Annotated in this window: 18 protein-coding genes and 1 pseudogene; 3 read left to right on the plus strand and 16 right to left on the minus strand. The window is 73.3% G+C overall.

The window, feature by feature from the left end; all coding sequences use genetic code 11:
- Positions 1-151 precede the first annotated feature (151 nt).
- The 13 genes and pseudogenes from DEI88_RS14770 to DEI88_RS14825 all read right to left on the minus strand — a co-directional run bounded on the left by DEI88_RS14770 (position 152) and on the right by DEI88_RS14825 (position 10,491).
- The gene (locus tag DEI88_RS14770) at positions 152-1,114 is read right to left on the minus strand and encodes an SDR family NAD(P)-dependent oxidoreductase (protein ID WP_111071848.1); all 963 of its coding nucleotides are present in this window, start codon (positions 1,112-1,114) and stop codon (positions 152-154) included.
- Positions 1,115-1,172: 58 nt separating this feature from the next.
- The gene (locus DEI88_RS14775) at positions 1,173-2,147 is read right to left on the minus strand and encodes a ribokinase (protein ID WP_111071942.1); all 975 of its coding nucleotides are present in this window, start codon (positions 2,145-2,147) and stop codon (positions 1,173-1,175) included.
- Between the two features lie 59 nt (positions 2,148-2,206).
- Positions 2,207-3,196, minus strand: a complete 990-nt coding sequence (gene uriH, locus DEI88_RS14780) for a uridine-preferring nucleoside hydrolase UriH (RefSeq protein ID WP_111025768.1) — start codon at positions 3,194-3,196, stop codon at positions 2,207-2,209.
- Positions 3,197-3,204: 8 nt separating this feature from the next.
- Positions 3,205-3,693, minus strand: coding sequence for a GNAT family N-acetyltransferase (locus DEI88_RS14785; RefSeq protein ID WP_258370119.1), 489 nt, complete (start codon positions 3,691-3,693; stop codon positions 3,205-3,207).
- 49 nt (positions 3,694-3,742) lie between these two features.
- Positions 3,743-3,928: a DUF2382 domain-containing protein gene (locus DEI88_RS14790; RefSeq protein ID WP_111071849.1), complete on the minus strand. Its 186-nt coding sequence runs from the start codon at positions 3,926-3,928 to the stop codon at positions 3,743-3,745.
- Between the two features lie 20 nt (positions 3,929-3,948).
- Positions 3,949-4,317: pseudogene (locus DEI88_RS16470) on the minus strand (DUF2382 domain-containing protein); the annotation flags it as partial.
- Positions 4,229-4,906 (minus strand): HAD family hydrolase, encoded by a 678-nt coding sequence (locus tag DEI88_RS14795; protein ID WP_111010670.1) that lies wholly within the window; start codon positions 4,904-4,906, stop codon positions 4,229-4,231. The pseudogene DEI88_RS16470 and the gene DEI88_RS14795, both read right to left, overlap by 89 nt.
- 64 nt (positions 4,907-4,970) lie before the next feature.
- Positions 4,971-5,615, minus strand: a complete 645-nt coding sequence (locus DEI88_RS14800; protein ID WP_111071851.1) for an MBL fold metallo-hydrolase — start codon at positions 5,613-5,615, stop codon at positions 4,971-4,973.
- Between the two features lie 142 nt (positions 5,616-5,757).
- Positions 5,758-6,198: a MarR family winged helix-turn-helix transcriptional regulator gene (locus DEI88_RS14805; protein ID WP_111010668.1), complete on the minus strand. Its 441-nt coding sequence runs from the start codon at positions 6,196-6,198 to the stop codon at positions 5,758-5,760.
- 141 nt (positions 6,199-6,339) lie between these two features.
- Positions 6,340-6,534, minus strand: a complete 195-nt coding sequence (locus DEI88_RS14810; protein ID WP_111010710.1) for a DUF2795 domain-containing protein — start codon at positions 6,532-6,534, stop codon at positions 6,340-6,342.
- Positions 6,535-6,611: 77 nt separating this feature from the next.
- Positions 6,612-7,517 carry a glycosyltransferase family 2 protein gene (locus tag DEI88_RS14815; RefSeq protein ID WP_111010664.1) on the minus strand — a complete coding sequence of 302 codons (906 nt, stop codon included), beginning with the start codon at positions 7,515-7,517 and terminating at the stop codon, positions 6,612-6,614.
- Positions 7,514-9,067: a D-glycero-beta-D-manno-heptose 1-phosphate adenylyltransferase gene (gene rfaE2 / locus DEI88_RS14820; RefSeq protein ID WP_111071852.1), complete on the minus strand. Its 1,554-nt coding sequence runs from the start codon at positions 9,065-9,067 to the stop codon at positions 7,514-7,516. Before rfaE2 ends, DEI88_RS14815 begins: the two co-directional genes overlap by 4 nt.
- Entirely contained in the window at positions 9,064-10,491 is a 1,428-nt protein-coding gene (locus DEI88_RS14825; RefSeq protein ID WP_502866984.1) for an aldehyde dehydrogenase family protein, read from the minus strand. Before DEI88_RS14825 ends, rfaE2 begins: the two co-directional genes overlap by 4 nt.
- 325 nt (positions 10,492-10,816) lie before the next feature.
- Here DEI88_RS14825 and DEI88_RS14830 point away from each other — a divergent pair, with 325 nt between their 5' ends.
- Positions 10,817-12,271: a cation:proton antiporter domain-containing protein gene (locus tag DEI88_RS14830; RefSeq protein WP_220038138.1), complete on the plus strand. Its 1,455-nt coding sequence runs from the start codon at positions 10,817-10,819 to the stop codon at positions 12,269-12,271.
- Between the two features lie 49 nt (positions 12,272-12,320).
- Here DEI88_RS14830 and DEI88_RS14835 read toward each other — a convergent pair whose 3' ends face one another.
- A complete protein-coding gene (locus DEI88_RS14835; protein WP_111071943.1) occupies positions 12,321-13,223 on the minus strand; it encodes an aldo/keto reductase in 903 nt (300 codons plus the stop codon).
- A gap of 77 nt (positions 13,224-13,300) precedes the next feature.
- On the opposite strand from DEI88_RS14835, the gene DEI88_RS14840 reads away from it, so the two are divergent.
- Positions 13,301-13,873 carry a TetR/AcrR family transcriptional regulator gene (locus tag DEI88_RS14840; protein WP_111071855.1) on the plus strand — a complete coding sequence of 191 codons (573 nt, stop codon included), beginning with the start codon at positions 13,301-13,303 and terminating at the stop codon, positions 13,871-13,873.
- 199 nt (positions 13,874-14,072) lie between these two features.
- On the plus strand, positions 14,073-15,254 hold the full coding sequence (locus DEI88_RS14845; protein ID WP_258374999.1) for a glycosyltransferase family 9 protein: 1,182 nt from the start codon (positions 14,073-14,075) through the stop codon (positions 15,252-15,254).
- On the opposite strand, the gene DEI88_RS14850 is transcribed toward DEI88_RS14845, so the two are convergent.
- Entirely contained in the window at positions 15,220-15,819 is a 600-nt protein-coding gene (locus DEI88_RS14850) for a putative antibiotic biosynthesis monooxygenase (RefSeq protein ID WP_111071945.1), read from the minus strand. The genes DEI88_RS14845 and DEI88_RS14850 overlap by 35 nt on opposite strands.
- Before the next feature lie 218 nt (positions 15,820-16,037).
- The gene (locus tag DEI88_RS14855) at positions 16,038-16,742 is read right to left on the minus strand and encodes an SDR family oxidoreductase (protein ID WP_111010658.1); all 705 of its coding nucleotides are present in this window, start codon (positions 16,740-16,742) and stop codon (positions 16,038-16,040) included.
- Positions 16,743-16,793: the final 51 nt, after the last annotated feature.

The raw sequence follows: 16,793 nt of genomic DNA on the forward strand, positions 1-16,793 counted from the left end.
AAAGGCAGAACCCCGATCGCCGGACGCGTCCTTGAAGCCCCGCGCGTCCCAGCGAGAACATTCCGAACAGTACGGGTACATGAACGATCGTCATGATCCCCCATTCCGGGGGTCAGGGTCTACCAGCGTCGAACCAGGCGGGGCCCCGCGGTCAGCGCCGCGAACGACCGCCCGCGAGCGCGACGACCCCGACGGCAGCGGCGCCGAGCACGACGGGCACCCACTTCCGCCGGGCACTCGCGCGCCACCCGCCGTCGGTCGCGTTCGACGCGTCGTCGGGACCGTAGAGGTTGCCGTCGCTCGGTGCCGCGTGCCCGCGGAGCGCGAAGATCTCGACGGCGGGGCGGGTGATGGCGTGGAACAGCGGCGGCAGCGCGAACTCGAGCGGCACGAGGGCGGCCTGCGCGAGCCCGACGTACGTGTTCCGCTTCGGGTGCACGACGGCACGCATGATCGCCTTGGCCACGCGCTGCGGACTGATGACCGGCGGCATGGGGTACGAGTTCTGGTTCGTGTAGTTCGCGCCGTGCTGGTAGATCGGCGTGTCGATCGTCGAGGGCAGGACGGCCGGGAAGTGGATGTCCGTCCCGCGGAACTCGTCGCCGAGGACGTCCGCCAGGCCGAGCGCCGCGTGCTTGCTCGTCACGTACGCCGACTGGTAGGGCGCGGACAGGAGCGACTGGATCGACCCGACGAGCACGTAGGTCCCGCGACCGCGTTCCCGGAAGTGCGGGAGCACGGCCCGGATCCCGTTGACGTGCCCGAACAGGTTCGTCTCGACCACCCGGCGGAACGCGTCGTCCGGCACCTGCTCGAACAATCCGTACGCGAACAGCGCGGCGTTCCCGACGAACACGTCGATGTGTCCGAACCGGGCGATGGTCGCCGCGACGAGCGCCCGGACCTGCTCGGCGTCGGACACGTCGGTGGGCACGGCGAGCGCCTCGGCTCCGCGGGCCCGGCACTCCTCGGCCGCGGCCTCCAGGCTCTCGCGTCCCCGGGCGGCGAGCACGACGTGTGCGCCGGCCTCGGCGAAGGCGTGGGCGGTCGCGCGGCCGATGCCGCTCGACGCCCCGGTGACCACGACGACCTGTCCTCGGAACCTGGATGTCATGCCGCTCGTCTACGCGAACCGGCTGGGGTCGCCTGAGCGCCCGGGGGACAACGCGGTCTCAGGCGTGGTCGGCCAGGAACGTGTCGAGCTCCTCCGGTGTCGGGTAGGACGACTGCGCGCCGAGCCGGGTGGCGGCGAACGCGCCGACCACGACCGCGAACCGAGCAGCGGTCACGAGGTCGTCTCCGGCCGCGAGCCGCATCGCCAGTGCGCCGGTGAACGCGTCGCCACAGCCCGTCGTGTCGACGGGGTCGACGCGGACGGACGGAACGCGGACGGGTTCCGCGCCGCGGTCGAGCACGACGCACCCGGCACTCCCGGTGGTCACGACCGCGCGGTCGACCCCGCGATCGGCCAGGAGGCCCGCGAGCCGCCCGACGTCCTCCGCACCGCCGTCCGCCGCGCCGTCGTCCGCCCCCGCGTCCGCCGCGGTGCCTCCCGCTGGCGTCACGAGCTGCGCGGCCTCGTGCTCGTTGACGAGCAGCACGTCGGTCAGCGCGAGGAGTTCCTCGGGCACGGGCCCGAACGGCGACAGGTTCGTCACGACGGTGGTCCCGGCGTCGCGGGCACGGCGCGCGGCGGCGAGCACGACCTCCATCTCGACCTCGAGGCAGAGTCCGAGCACGGCCGCGCCCGCGAACACACCGTCGGCGGCGTCGACGTCGGCGGCGGACAGCCGCCCGTTCGCCCCGGGCGAGACGACGATGGTGTTCTCGCCGGCGGCGTCCACGGTGATGACCGCGGTGCCGGTCGCGCTGCCCTCGAGCACGCGCACGCCGGCGACGTCCACGCCGGCGTCGGCCACGGCACCGCGCAGGAGCTGGCCGTTCGCGTCGTCGCCCACGGCGCCGACGAGGGCGACGTCGCCGCCGAGCCGACCGGCCGCGACGGCCTGGTTGGCGCTCTTGCCGCCGGGCAGGATCCGCAGGTCCTCGCCGTGGAGGGTCTCGCCCGCGCGGGGGAACCGCGCGGTCCGGACGACCAGGTCCGCGTTGAGCGAGCCGACCACGACGACGCGGCCGCGGGCCTCCAGGACGTCCCGATCCGGAGCAGCGGTGCCGACCGTGTCCGCCCCGTCGGCCGGGAGGCCCGTCACGCGTCGATCCCGTCGGCGACGGCGACCGGGTCCGCGTCCCCCACGCCGCCCTCGCCGATCCGCTCGAGTGCGTCGACGACGAGGTCCCAGAACCGGTCGCGGTCGAGCTCGAGCGCGGCGGAGGTCCGGCAGTCCTCGGGCGCGGGCGCTCGCAGGTCGGCGACGGTCATGCCGGTGGTCAGGGTGCCGGTGGTCTCGACGGCGATGGGCATCCGCACGGCCCGGACGATCGTCGGGTCGATGACGTGGGCGACCGCGCAGGGGTCGTGCACGGGCGGGGCGTCGAACCCCTGCACGTCGCGGTACGCGTCGGCGAAGAACCCCATGAGCTCGTCGACGAACCGTGCCGGCCCGGTGCCGAGTGCCGCGATGCGCGCGACGACGTCGGGGGTCGCGAGCGCCTGGTGGGTGAGGTCCAGCCCGACCATGACGACGTCCCAGCCCGCCGTGAACACGATCTGCGCGGCCTCGGGGTCGATCGCGATGTTGAACTCGGCGACGGGGGTCATGTTGCCGACGTGGACGCCGCCGCCCATGAGGACGACCCGCTGGACCCGCTCGACGATCCGCGGCTCCTTGCGGACGGCGAGCGCGATGTTCGTCAGACCACCGACCGGCACGAGCGTGATCGTGCCCGGCTCGTGCGCCATGACGGTGTCGATGATGAGGTCGACGGCGTGCCGGGGGTCGAGCTCGATCGACGGTTCGGGGAGGACGGGCCCGTCGAGCCCGGACTCCCCGTGGATGTCGGCGGCGTGCTCGATGGTCCGGACGAGCGGCCGGTCCGCGCCCGCCGCGAACGGCACGTCGGTGATCCCGGCGATCCGTGCGACGGCGAGCGCGTTCCGCGTCACCTTGGCGAGCGTCTGGTTGCCGACGACGGTGGTCACGGCGAGGAGCTCGATCTCGGGGCTGCCGTGGGCGAGCAGGATCGCCACGGCGTCGTCGTGGCCCGGGTCGCAGTCGAGGATGATCTTCTGGGGCATGGCCGTCCTCAGTCCAGCTGCTTGTCGAAGCAGATCGAGAACGGCATCGTGCGCGCGTACGGACCCCAGTAGATCGGGATCCGACGCCAGCCGGTCTTGTCGTACAGGGCGACGGCCTCGGGCTGCTTGTCACCGGTCTGCAGGACGAGCCGGTGTGCGCCGACCTCGCGCCCCACGGCCTCCGACTCGGCCAGGAGGGCCGTGGCGGCACCCTGCCCGCGCGCCGCCGCGAGCACGATCAAGCGCTTGAGCTCGAGCTCGTCCCCGAGCCACCGCACCGCGATGTGCCCGACGGCCTCGCCGCGCTCGTCGACCGCGAGGATCGCCGTGACGACCGTCTCTGGGTCGACGTGGAGGGCACGCTCCCGCTCGGCGGCGCGCGCCGGGTCCTCGGTGCCGTCGCCGACCCCGTACCGGGCGTGCATGTCGTCGTCCATGGCGGCGCGGAGCGCGACGGCCCGCGGGTCCTCCCACGCGACGCGTTCGATGGTGATCACGACGGACCATCCTCGCAGGTGCGGGCGGCCCTCCCGACCCGCACGCCGCTCAGTGCCGGTCGGTCAGGTCCTCGTCGACGACGTCGACCTCCTCGTGCCCGACGGTCTCGGTGAGTGACCGCTGCTCGGTCACCACGTCCGTGACCACGCGCACGCGCTCCACGGGGACGACGCGGGTGACGACCTCCACCTGCTCCTCGTGCAACACCAGCTCGAGTGCGTCGGCCGAGCCGATCGGGAGGACCGTGCCCGGTCGACGACGTCGGTCCCGTCGAGCGGCTCCTCCTCCACACGGAGTTCTTCACGCCGCACGGTGACGGTGACGGTCCGCTCCTCGGACACGATCACCTTGCGGATCCGCACACGGCGCACCGGCACGGCCTCCGTGCGCACGACGAGCCGCTCCTCCGACCGGGTCACGGCGACGTCATCAGCGCCCGGGTCGAGGATGCGGTCCGCGCGTCCCGCGAGGGAGGTCCCGTCGATGGGGTCCTGGTCGTCCGGGTACGGCGTTGCGTCGACGTCGGTCACGTCGTCACGCCCCCAGCTGTCCGATGGGGCTGTCGTCGATCCCGGCGAGGATCGCGGCCGGATCGTCGAACACGGCCACGGCCCCGGCCTCACGGAGCTCCGCCTCGGAGATGCCGCCGGACAGCACGCCGATCGCGGCGACGCCGGCACGGCCCGCGGCGATGACGTCCCACTTGGAGTCACCGACCATGATCGCGTGGTCGGGATCGGCCCCGGAGCGCTCGAGCGCGAGCTGGATGATCCCGGGGTCCGGCTTCGCCTGCTCGACGTCACCGCCGCTCGTCACGACCTCGATCGTGTCCTCGATCTGCAGGAGCTCGCGGAGGATGGCGAGCTCGGCCTCGGGCGCGCTCGTCGCGAGGACGACCTTGTGGCCGCGGCGGGCGACCTCCTCGAGCAGGTCGTGCACGCCGGGCAGGATGTGCAGCTCCTGGAAGTGCTCCCGGTAGTACGCCGTGTGGAACTCCTTCGCCTGCTTCGCGACGTCCGAGTCCGCGGAGCCCACGAGCTCTTCGAGGAGGCTCGACGAGTCCATGCCGATGCAGCGGTGGATGCGCCAGGCGTCGACGGGCTGCCCCGCTGCGTGGAAGGCACGCCACCAGGCGTCCACGTGGGGGTAGTTCGAGTCGGCGAGCGTGCCGTCGATGTCGAAGAGGACGGCGGTCGTGGGGTCGTCGGTCATGCTCCGAGCCAACTCCTCGACCGTCGTCCCCGTCGTCAGTGTCCTCAGGCTCGTCGTCCCCCGGTCAGAGTTCGACCGACTTGCCGACCGGGAGGATCGACATCGGCACGCCGCCGAGGCCGTCCTCACCGAGGAACTGCACGGTCGACTGCTGCCCGGGCTCGCTGAGGAGCAGCTCGTGGATCTGGATGGCGCGCTCGGGACGGACCTCGCGGACGTAGTCGACGGCCTCCCGCATGTGCGACCACGGGCCGCTCGTCGGCATGAGCAGCGTCGGCACGGCGACCCCGGGCACGAGGTAGGCGTCGCCCGGGTGGAAGACGATGCCGTCGACGAGGTACCCGACGTTCGGGATCGTCGGGATGTCCGGGTGGATGACGGCGTGGGTCTCGCCGAACACCCGCACCTCGACGGTGCCCACGGTGAACGTGTCGCCCGCGCCGACCGTCACGACCCGGCCGTCGTGGTCGCCGCCGATCTGGTCCGCGACACCCTCGGGCACGTAGGCGCGGAGCTCCGGGGCGGCGTCGAGCCCGGCGCGGAGGGCGTCGGTGTCGAGGTGGTCGAAGTGCTCGTGCGTGACGAGCACCGCCGTCGCGCCACGCACGAGCTCGGCGGACTCGGGCGTGAACGTCCCGGGATCGATGACGATCGTCACGTCGTCCTGCTCGAGCACGACGGTCGCATGGTTGTACTTCGTGAGCCGCATGGGTCCTCCTGGTCGTTGGCGTCGGTCAAGTGTACAACCATGTTGTACACCTTCCTCCCGGGAGATCGCAGTCGTCGCCGTTCTGGCAACCGTCCAAGCGGCGACGACTGCGATCTCGCAGAGGGGAGGCGGGCGGTGCAGGTCAGCCGTCGGTGTGCTGCGCGATGCGGGCGAGGAGTTCGGGCATCCGCTCGAGCGCAGCCCGCTCGTCCGGGTCGAGCTCGGCGTCGATCGCCCGCGCCATCCACGACGTCCGTGCCCGACGGTCCGCGGTGAGCGCGAGCCGTCCGGCTTCCGTGATGCCGATGACCGACGCACGCGCATCGGTCGCGCTGGCGGTGCGCGCGACGTGACCCAGGGCCTCCAGTTCGATGACGGTACGGCTCTGGCCCTGGTGGCGGACGCCGCGGCGCCGCGCCAGGTCGGCCGTCGTCATCGGACCCTCACGGTCGAGGTGACCCAGGGTGGCCGCGTGGGCCGGCGAGAGCGTGTCGGCGCGACCCCGACCGATGCGGACGAGGGTCCCGATCGCCGCCCGGAGGCGCTCCGCGAGCTCCTCGGTGCGGTCGTCGGTCCGGTCCATGGGTCCGACGGTACTGCGCCCGACGACCACGGCGCGACGAGGGTGCACGGCCCGCCACCACCGACACGACGAGGGTGCACGACCCGCCGCACGCCATGAGCGGCAGCGGCGCGTCGTGCACCCTCGCGGAGCGGACCGGCCTCAGTCGACGTCCGACACCGCGCTCGACACGGCGGTCGGCGCGTCGTACTCCTGGTCCGGGATCTGCTTGAGCGCGTTGAGCACGTCGTCGTCGGCGCCCTCCTTCTCGGCCGTCGAGACGATGGTGTCCTTCGAGGCGGGGTAGTCGATCCCGCTCAGGAACTTCTGGATCTGGATCGGGTTCGGCGTTGCCATGGGGTTCTCCTCGTCGTTCGTTCCACCGGATGGTCGGACGACCACCCGTTCGTCACCCGGGAGGGACCGGGTGCGGCTCAGGGCTCCCGTCGTCCGACACCGAGCGCCTGCTCGGCGTCGATCGGAGGGAGGAGGACGTCCGGCGCGTCGACCGACCGGTCCGTCACGGTCGTCGGGGACTCGAGGTGCACGGCGCCCGACGGCACGATGCCGACGCCGCCCGCGCGCTCCATCACGCGCCACTGCGCGACGACGTCCTCGCCCGCGTGGCCCGTCGGGAGTTCCCGCCAGAAGTCGAACCCGCCCGCGTCGAGGAGCACCGCGCGGTCGTACAGCACGCACGCGCCCACCCACGCGACCCGGTAGGGCACCCATCCGCCGTGCGGGACGTCGAGGTCCGCGGCGATGTGGGCGAGGTTCGCGGCGTTGTGGAGCTGCCACCGGTCGTGGCCGGGCGTGCCGCGCCGGATGACCTCCGGCACGACGGGCCCGTCCCACCGCTCGAACGTCGTCTGCTGGTGCGGTCGCCGGTCGTCGAGGTACGACAGCCCCTGCACCGCGGACCCGACGAACCCGCAGCCGAGCTGCCGGATCGCGTCGAGCATGCGGGCGATCGAGTCGCGCTCGAGCCACACGTCGTCGTCGAGGAACAGCACGTACGGCGCGGTCGCGTGCTCGAGCAGGAACTGCCGGTGCTCGGCGAGCCCGTGCCGCTCGGGGTGCCGCAGGACGAGCGGCTGGCGGCCCTGGGCCTCCAGGACGCGGAGCATCGCCTGCACGCTCGGGTCGGCGAGCGGCGCACCGTCGACCGACTGGTCGCTGAGGACGAGCCGGAACGTCGGCTCGTCCTGCCCGGCGAGCCCGGCGAGCGTCGTGGCGAGCTCGGTGACCCGTCCGGCGGTCGGCACGAGCACGTCGACCACGGGCTCCGGTGCCGGCCGGGAGGCCCGTCCCCACTCGCCCGACCAGCGTGCGGCCGTCACGGGGTCGCCTCCGTCGCCGTGGTGGCGTCGTCCGCGTCGGTGACCGTCTCGGCCGCGGCGCGCTCGGCGGCCGCTCGCGCGGACTCGCGGATGCGGCGGACGACGTCGGTCGTCGAATGCTCGGCGACGTAGTCGACCATGACGACCTCGCCACCGTAGGCACGGACGACCTCGGTCTCGGTGAGCATCTCGGGCGAGTAGTCGCCGCCCTTGACGTAGACGTCGGGCTGCAAGCGCTCGATGAGCGGCACGGGGGTGTCGGTCGGGAACACGGTGACCAGGTCGACCGACGCGAGGGCCGCGAGGACGCCCGCACGGTCCTCCGCCGTGTTGATCGGCCGCTCCGGCCCCTTGAGCCGGCGGACCGAGTCGTCGTCGTTCACCGCGACGACGAGCAGGTCGCCGAGCTCACGGGCCTGCCGCAGGTACGAGGTGTGACCGCGGTGCACGACGTCGAAGCAGCCGTTCGTGAACACGACGCGGCGGCCCGCGGCCCGGGCGGCGGCGACGGCGTCGGCCAGGTCGTCGTGGTCGACGATCGTGTCGGCCGGGGCGGAGACCGAGGCGACCAGGGCCTCGGCGGTGCAGATCGAGGTGCCGGCCTCGCGGACGACGACGTCGGCGGCGGCCTGGGCGAACCGGGCGGCGTCGGCGAGGGGCGTCCCCGTGGCGAGCGCGACGGACACGGCCGCACAGAACGTGTCGCCGGCGCCGGACGCCTGCTGCTCGGACGCCGGCGTCGCGCGGGTGCGGACCGGGGTGGTGTCAGCGGCGGTGTCGCCGGGCAGCAGCACGGTGCCGTCCTTGTCGAGCGTGACGATGGCGTTCCGGGCACCGCTCGCGGCGAGGACGGCGTCGCGGAGGCCCTCGACGACCGCGGGGCGTGCGGACCCCTGCCCGAGGGAACGGCCGAGGAGCTGCTCGGCCTCGCCACAGTTCGGCGTCACGAGGTCGGGGTGCAGGTCGTGCCAGCGGCCGAGGTCGTGCGCGTCGACGACCACGGCGGCCGGACGGTCGCGCAGCACCGCGGGGACCACGGCCTCCGGGGTCGTCCCGAGCCCGTAGTCGCACACCACGACCGCGTCGGCACCGCGGATGCCGGCGGTCACGGCCCGGGCGAGGGCGATCGTGTCCTGCTCGGTCGGGGGATCGGCGATCTCGTCGACGCGGACGAGGATCCGGTCGCCGCCGACGACCCGGGCCTTCGAGGTCGTGACGCCGTGCGAGACGGGCACCAGACCGGACACGTCGACAGCGTCGGCCGCCAGCCGGGCGCGGAGGATCCTCCCGGCCTCGTCGTCGCCGATCAGGCCGACCATGCGGACCTCCGCGCCGAGCGCCCGCGCGTTCACGGCGGTGTTCGCGGCACCACCGGGCACGTCGATGACCTCGGTGACGCGCACGACGGGCGCCGGGGCCTCCCGGCTCACCCGCTCGGCCTCACCGACGCTCCAGCGGTCGAGGATGACGTCCCCGACCACGACGACGAGCGGTCGCCGGTCCCGGGTGCGGTCCACGACCTCCCGGACGACGCGGAGGTCCCCACTCACCGGTCGCTCCGGCGCGGCGCCGATTCGAGGTGCACGACCGTGGTCGTCGTCATCTCGTCGAGCAGGTGCGGGCCGTACCCGAAGCCGGCACCCGACGCACCGCGCGGCTGGGCGCTGCCGCCCGGAGCGCCTCCGAACACGGCGTTCACCTTGACGGTGCCGACCGGGAGCTCGTCGCCGGCGCGGAGCGCGTGCTCCATGTCGTTCGTCAGGACCGTCGCGGCCAGGCCGTAGCGGTCGTCGGCGGCGAGGCGCAGTGCCTCGTCGAAGTCGTCGACGACCTGCACGGGCGCGATCGGGCCGAAGGTCTCCTCGTGCATGACGAGCATGTCGGGCGTGCAGTCGACGAGCACCGTCGCGGGGTAGAACGTGCCGGCGCCGTCGGGGATGCTGCCGCCCGTGAGGACCCGGGCGCCCTTGGCGACCGCGTCGTCGACGTGCGACTGGACCACGTTGCGCATCCGCTCGTCGACCAGGGGGCCGTAGCCGTCGGCGTCGGCGGCGGTCTTCGCCTCGGCCTCGGCGACGAGCGCGGTGACGAACGCGTCCGCGACCTCGCGGAGGACGTACACGCGCTCGACGCTCGTGCAGATCTGGCCGGTGTTGGCGAACGCGCCGAGCGCGGCCTGACCGGCGGCCCACGCCGGGTCGACGTCGGCGTCGACCACGAGCGCGTCGTTCCCGCCGTTCTCGCGGATGACGTGGGCACGGGTGCGCAGGGCCATCTCGGCGAGGACGTCACCCGTCGCGGTCGAGCCGACGTGCGCGTAGACGTCGATGCCGGGCTCGGCGAGCAGCGCCTCGCCCGTCGCGGCGTCACCCGTGATGCCGACGAGGACGCCCTCGGGCAGCGCCTCGGCCAGGATCTCGTTGAGGAGGGCCGCCGTGGCCGGGCAGCGCTCGCTCCCCTTGTGCACGACGGTGTCGCCGGAGACGATCGCGGCACCGAGGATCCCGCACGCGACGGCGACCGGGTCGTTCCAGGGCGTCAGCGCGAGGACCACGCCGCGGGGGTGCGGCTTGGCGGTGTCCGTCGCGCCGAACGAGCCCCGCAGGACCTCGCCGCGGTGCAGCGGGCCGAGCTCCGCGTACTGGATCAGCGTGTCGATGCCGGCCTGCACCCCGCCGAGGGCGTCGCCGGGGACCTTGCCGGTCTCGCGGGTGTTGAGCGCCGCGAGTTCCTCGGCACGCTCCTGCAGGTGCAGCGCTGCGGCCTTGAGGACCGCGCCACGCTGCCCCGGAGCCGTGCGGGACCAGGTCGCGAACGCCGTCCGCGCCCGCACGACCGCCTGCTCGATCTCCGCCGGGCTCGCGACCTCGACCCGGGAGGCGGTGCTGCCGTCGCGCGGGTTCGTCACCTCGATCACGCGGGGCGCGAGGCTGTCCTCGACGGTGGGCTCGGAGGGGGCGATCACGGTGTCCAGGGCCAAGGGTGCTCCTCTGTCAGGGGGACGACCGGCCGAAGGCACGGTCATGGGCGTTCCGTCATCGTCGACGCGCGCGGGCGTCGGTCCGCACGTACCCACACTGCTCCTCCGTCCCGGGACTGTCCGCGATCGCGGCCCCCCTTCGGCTCGCCTGTCCCCCGACCACGGCCCGCCCTGGAGTCCGCATCCGGCGGGTGCGCGGGCGAGGAGTACGGTGAACGAGCGTTCGCGTGAGGTGTGCCGGGAAGACTGGTCGGCGATCCGTCGACCGACCCTCCCGAGGAGATCCCATGTCACTCGCCCCACGAGCCGAGCGCTGCCCGTGAGCGCGGACGACGCGTTCACCCTGGCGGTCGGGCTCGCCGGACTCGCCGCGGTCGCGGCCGTCGTCTCGAGTCGCCTCAGCACCCTCATCCGCGTCCCGTCGCCCGCGCTGTTCCTCATCGCCGCGGTCGCGGCGTCGTCCTTCTTCCCCGTGCTCGAGACCGTTCCGCGCGTGCTCGACGAACACGTCGTCAGCGTCGCGCTGGTCTTCATCCTCTTCGACGGCGGCATGCACATCGGCTGGTCCCGGTTCCGGAACTCGCTCGGCCCCATCACCTGGCTCGGGGTCGCGGGGACCGCCGTGACCGCGGCGGGGGTCGCGCTCGCTGGACACCTCCTGCTCGAGCTCCCGTGGCAGCAGTCGTTGCTGCTCGGGGCCGCACTCGCCCCCACCGATCCCGCGGTCGTGTTCTCCGTGCTCGGCAAGCGCGAGATCTCGGGCCGGTCCGGCACGATCCTCGAGGGTGAGTCCGGCGCGAACGACCCGGTCGGCATCGCGCTGATGGTCAGCCTGCTCGCCGCGACCGGTGCCGGCCTCGACGCGGTGACCCAGGGCCTCCTGACGTTCGTGCTGCAACTCCTGATCGGCACGGCCGTGGGCGTCCTCGGCGGCCTGACGCTCCGGTGGGCCCTGCAGCGCCTCGCGTTGCCGAACGAGGCGTTGCACTCGATCTGGACACTCGCATTCGCGGTCGTGCTCTACGCGGTGGGCACGCTCCTGCACGGGTCCGGGTTCCTCGCCGTGTTCCTCGCCGGCATCCTGATCGGCGACGTCCGCGCGCCGTTCAAGCGCGAGATCGACCGGTTCAGCTCGGGATTCTCGAACCTGGCGGAGATCGTCGTGTTCACCCTGCTCGGCCTGAGCACCGACGTGGCCGCGGTCGTCCGACCCGATGTCCTCCTGCCGGGGCTCCTCATCGCGGCCCTGTTGATCCTCGTCGTCCGGCCGCTGTTCGTCGGTGCGCTGAGCATCCCCCTGCGCCTGCGGTGGGGTGAGCGCGCATTCGTGCTGTGGGCGGGACTCAAGGGGGCCGTGCCGATCCTGCTCGGACTCTCGATCCTCGCCTCGGGCGTGGCACACGCGGATCGGCTGTTCGGCATCATCTTCGTCGTGGTGGTGTGCTCGGTGGTGCTGCAGGGCGGTCTCGTCCCGTTCTTCGCCCGGCGCTTCCACATCCCGATGCGGGTGCGCGAGCCGGAGCCCTTCGCGGTCGGCATGCGTCTGACGGCGGAACCGGAGGGACTGCACCGCCATGTCGTCCAGCACGGGTCCGAGGCGGACGGTCGCCGCGTCGACGAGGTCCTCGACGGCGAGGACGGCTGGATCAGCGTCGTGCGTCGGCAGGGTCGGCTCATCCGGCTGCGGCGGGACACCGTCCTGCACGAGGGTGACGAGGTCCTCGCCCTCGCGGACGACGAGGGCGGTCTGGATCGGCTGTTCGACGCGCCCTGAGCGCGGGAGTCCACCCGCGCACGGTGCGGCCGCGCGCCCGTGAGTCCGGTCAGCGCTGCGCGCCGGCCGCTGGCGCCAGCGCATCGAGGGCAGCGGTCTGCTCGGCCGTGAGCTCCACCGCGCCCGCCGCCAGGTTCTCCGCGAGGTGGTCGGCGTTCGCCGTTCCGGGGATCAGCAGCGTGTTCGGCGCGTGCCCGAGCAGCCAGGCCAGGCCGACCTGCGCCGGGGAGGCCCCCAGCTCGGCCGCGATCCGCTGCACCGCGGGTTCGTCCGTCACCTTCGGCAGACCGGGGAACCCGCTGCCGAGCGGGAAGAACGGCACCCAGGCGATGTCCTCGGCGACGCAGAGTGTGAGCATCGCCTCGAACTCGCGGGCGACGAGGGAGTACGCGTTCTGCACGCAGACCACGCCGACCGGGAGCGCCCGCCGGAGGCTCTCGATCCGCACCGCGCTGAGCCCGATCCCGCCGATCAGCCCCTCGTCGCGCATCGCGGTCATCTCGGCCAGCTGGTCGTCGAGGTCGACGAGGTCCTCGTCCGGCACGGTGAGACCGGGGCCGATCTCGGGGCGGCGGAGGTTGACGACGTCGAGTGGATCGCGTCCGAGCGTGCGGAGGTTCGCCTCGACCTGCGCACGGAGTTCCTCCGGTCGCTGCGCCAGCACGAGCGGGATCGGCGCGTCGACGCGGACCGCTCCCACCTTGCTGACGACCGCCACGGCGTCCGAGGACCCGATCGCCCGACGGATGACGTCGTTCGCGACCCCGTCGCCGTAGAACTCGGCAGTGTCGATGTGGTCCACCCCGAGCTCGACGGCGTGACGGAGGAACGCTGCCCCGGCCTCCCGGTCGTCGTCGAACCGTTCGAGCGCCATCGCGCCGTACCCGATGCGAGCGATCGCGCGCCCGGCGAGCGTCGCCGTCCCTCCGGGGATCGTCGTGTGGTCTGCCATCATGGCTCCTGTCGTCGTCGGAAACGGAGGCTCCTCCGGTCTCCGCGACGCTACCACCGATCCGGAGGTACCTCCGCTTGTCGTCCGCTCCCCCGCCCGCGCGTCGTCCGCGCGCCGATGCCGCGCGCAACCGCGCCAGGATCATCGAGGTCGCACGCGTGTCCTTCACCGGCACCGGCCAGGACGCGTCGCTCGAGGGGATCGCGCGCGCCGCCGGCGTCGGGATCGGCACGCTCTACCGCCACTTCCCGACCCGCGAGGACCTGGTCGCCGCGGTCTACGACACCGAGCTCACATCGGTCCTCGCCACCGTCGAGCCACTCCTCGCCCGCCACACGCCCGACGTCGCCCTGCGGACCTTCATGGACCGGTACGCCGCGTTCGTCGTCACGAAGCGCGGGATGGCCGAGACCCTCCGTGCCGGGGCCTTCCGCGATGCCGTCGGGAGCGCCCGGACCCGCGAGCGCGTCAACGCCGCGATCGCCACGATCCTCGCCGCGGGGGCGGCCCTCGGCGTCCTGCGCCCGGCGGTCCCCGCCGACGACGTCACCGCCGCGCTGGTCGGGGTGTTCCTCGCGACCGCGGGCGTGGAGGACCAGGAGCAGGTCGGGCGGTTGCTCGACCTGCTCGTGTCGGGCCTCCGGCCCTGACCGCGCGGCGCCACTTCGAACCGGCCCCGTCCGTTCGAACCGCGGAACACGGGTGTTCGACCGGCATCGGGCGGTTCGATCAGGAAGCGGCGCCCGGCGGCGACGTGACCGCGGCGCGCGGAACGCCACCCAGCGCCTCCCGGTAGACAGGAGGACGCACCCGCGCGCCGTTCGGCGTGCCGCACCACGAGGAGGCCCGGTGTTCCCGATCGGTCAAGCACAGCCCGCGTTCGAGGACGTCCGCGAGATCGCGGTCCTGCGCGGCGGCGGACTCGGGGACCTGCTGTTCGCCATGCCGGCGATCGACGCGCTCGCCGCCGCGTACCCGGAGGCCCGCATCACCCTCCTCGGCACGCCCATGGCCGCCGCGCTGCTCGCCGACCGGCCCTCGTCGATCGACGCCGTCGAGGTGCTCCCCGTGGCGCCGGGTGTCCGCGAGGTCGCCGGGCAGGAGTCCGACCCCGCCGAGGTCGACGCGTTCACCGCCCGACTGCACGGGCGCTTCGACCTCGCCGTCCAGGTGCACGGCGGCGGCCGGAACTCCAATCCGTTCCTGCTGCGCCTCGGCGCACGACACACCGTCGGCACCGCGACCGAGGACGCCGAGGTCCTCGAGCGCTGGGTCCGCTACGTCTACTACCAGCACGAGGTGCTCCGGGCGCTCGAGGTCGCCGGGCTCGCCGGTGCCGCACCCGTCGTGCTCGATCCCGTCGTCCACGTGTCCGACGACGAGCGCGCGGCCGCCGTCGCCCGGATCGAGGACGCGATCGGCGCACCGCTCGCCGGGCGCCGGGTCGTCGCGGTCCACCCCGGCGCGACGGACCCCCGGCGCCGTTGGCCCGAGGAACGCTTCGCCGCGGTGGCGGCCGCCCGCATGGCCCAGGGCGACGTCGTCATCGTCGTCGGCGACGAGTCGGACCGGGAGGCGGCGATCACCATCGCGCGCTCGGCCACCGACATCGCGGGTCCGGACAGCCCCGGGCAGATCGTCGACCTCGCGGGGGTGCTCGGCCTCGGGGAGCTCCCGGGGACGCTCGCGATCGCGGACGTCATGGTCGCCGACGACTCGGGGCCGCGGCACCTCGCGGTCGCGGTCGGCACCCGCACGGTCGGGATCTTCTGGTTCGGCAACGTCGTCAACGCGGCGCCGTTCGACCGGGGGCGCCACCGGGTCGAGATGAGCTTCACGACGCACTGCCCCGTGTGCGGCGTCGACGTCACCCAGGTCGGCTGGACCGCGGAGCGCTGCGAGCACGACCCGTCGTTCGTGGCCGAGGTCGGGGTCGAGGTGGTGCTCGCCGACGTCGCGGACCTGCTGGCGACCGCACCCGATCACGGGGCGGTCGTCAGCGCCGCGGCGCGAGCAACCAGGGACGGATGAGCCGCGTCACGAACGGCAGCACCCAGAACGTCATGACCGGCGTGAGGACGAGCGTCGTCAGCAGGACCTTCGGCACGGTCGGGAACGTCGGCCAGAACGGCACGAACGCGGTCACGAGCAGCGTGAACACGAGGTTCACCGGGAAGAACCCGAGCCAGATCGACACCGCCTGCTTCCACCGGGGCGGTGCGCTGTCCGACGGCGCATCGCGCGGCACGTCGAACCACCCCTCGATCCCCGTGCGCTTCTCCACCCGGGACTCCACGACGAGGTCGCGCCCCTCGTCGAGCCACCGGAGCCGGTCGTCCGAGTTCTCCCACGTCGCCAGGGTCGTGTGGTCGGCGAACCGGTAGAGCATGTGCCACTCGCGTGAGGTCGCGTGCGAGCGGACCCATCCGGACCCGAGGAACCCCGGGTAGCGGTTCGCGAGGTTCACGCCCGACTGGACCCAGCGGGTGACCTCGGGGATGCGGGCGGGTTCGACGAGGCGGGTGATGGACACGGTGACGGGGAGGCCGATGGTCGCTTGTGGCGTGACGGCGTCCCCAGGCTCGGCTGGAGTCATGACGACGATCATCCCGCGCCCGTGTTTCCCGCACGTGACGTCGACCAGGCACCGCGCCGTCAGTGCACGCGCTCGACCTCCGCGCGGAAGAACGCCTCGGCACGAGCGCGACGATCCCCGTCGAGATCGCAGAACACGCCGCTCACCTCGGAAGGTGAACGGCGTGTTCTGCGATCTCGGCGGAACCGGAGGCCGAGGCCGGAGGCCGGAGGCCGGGCCTACGGCCAGCTGGGCTCCTCGGCCGGCATGATCGCGAGCTCGCGGATCTCGCACCCGGCGGGCTGGCTCAGGGCGAAGATGATCGCGTTCGCGACGTACTCCGGCTCGATGAGCTTGGCGTCGGGCCCCGGCTTGTACTGCTCGGTGCGACCCTCGAAGAAGGCGGTGCGCATGCCCGCGGGGATGATGTTCGTCACGCCGACGACGCCCCGGGTCTCGGCCGCGAGCGCCTGGGAGAACCCGCGGACGCCGAACTTCGACGCGGAGTACGCGGTGCCGTCGCCGACGCCCTTGAGCGCCAGCGAGGACGAGATGATGACGACGCGGCCGTTCGAGGCCTCGAGCGCGGGCAGGGCAGCCCGCACGGTCGCGGCGGTGCCGAGCAGGTTGACGCCGACGATGCGCTCCCAGTCGCCGGACGAGATGCCGCCGATCGGGGCCGGCTTGTCGATGCCCGCGGCGGTGACGACGGCGTCGAGGCCACCGTGACGCTCGGCGGCGTCACGCACGGCCTGCTCGGTGGCGGCGGTGTCGGTGACGTCGACGGCCACGCTGTCCCACTCGCTCGGGACCGCGTCGGTCTTCAGGTCGAGCACGATCGGGGTGCCGCCCGCCTCGGCGACGGCGGCGGCGACGGCGGCACCGAGGCCGCTCGCACCGCCGGTGACGAGCACGCGGCCGATGGGCGTGGTGGGGATGGGCATGGGTGTTCCTTTCGGTTCTGCGGTCGGACGGGAGGCGCGACGGCGGACGCC

Origin of the sequence: Curtobacterium sp. MCBD17_003, assembly GCF_003234885.2 — a bacterium.
Lineage (GTDB): Bacteria > Actinomycetota > Actinomycetes > Actinomycetales > Microbacteriaceae > Curtobacterium.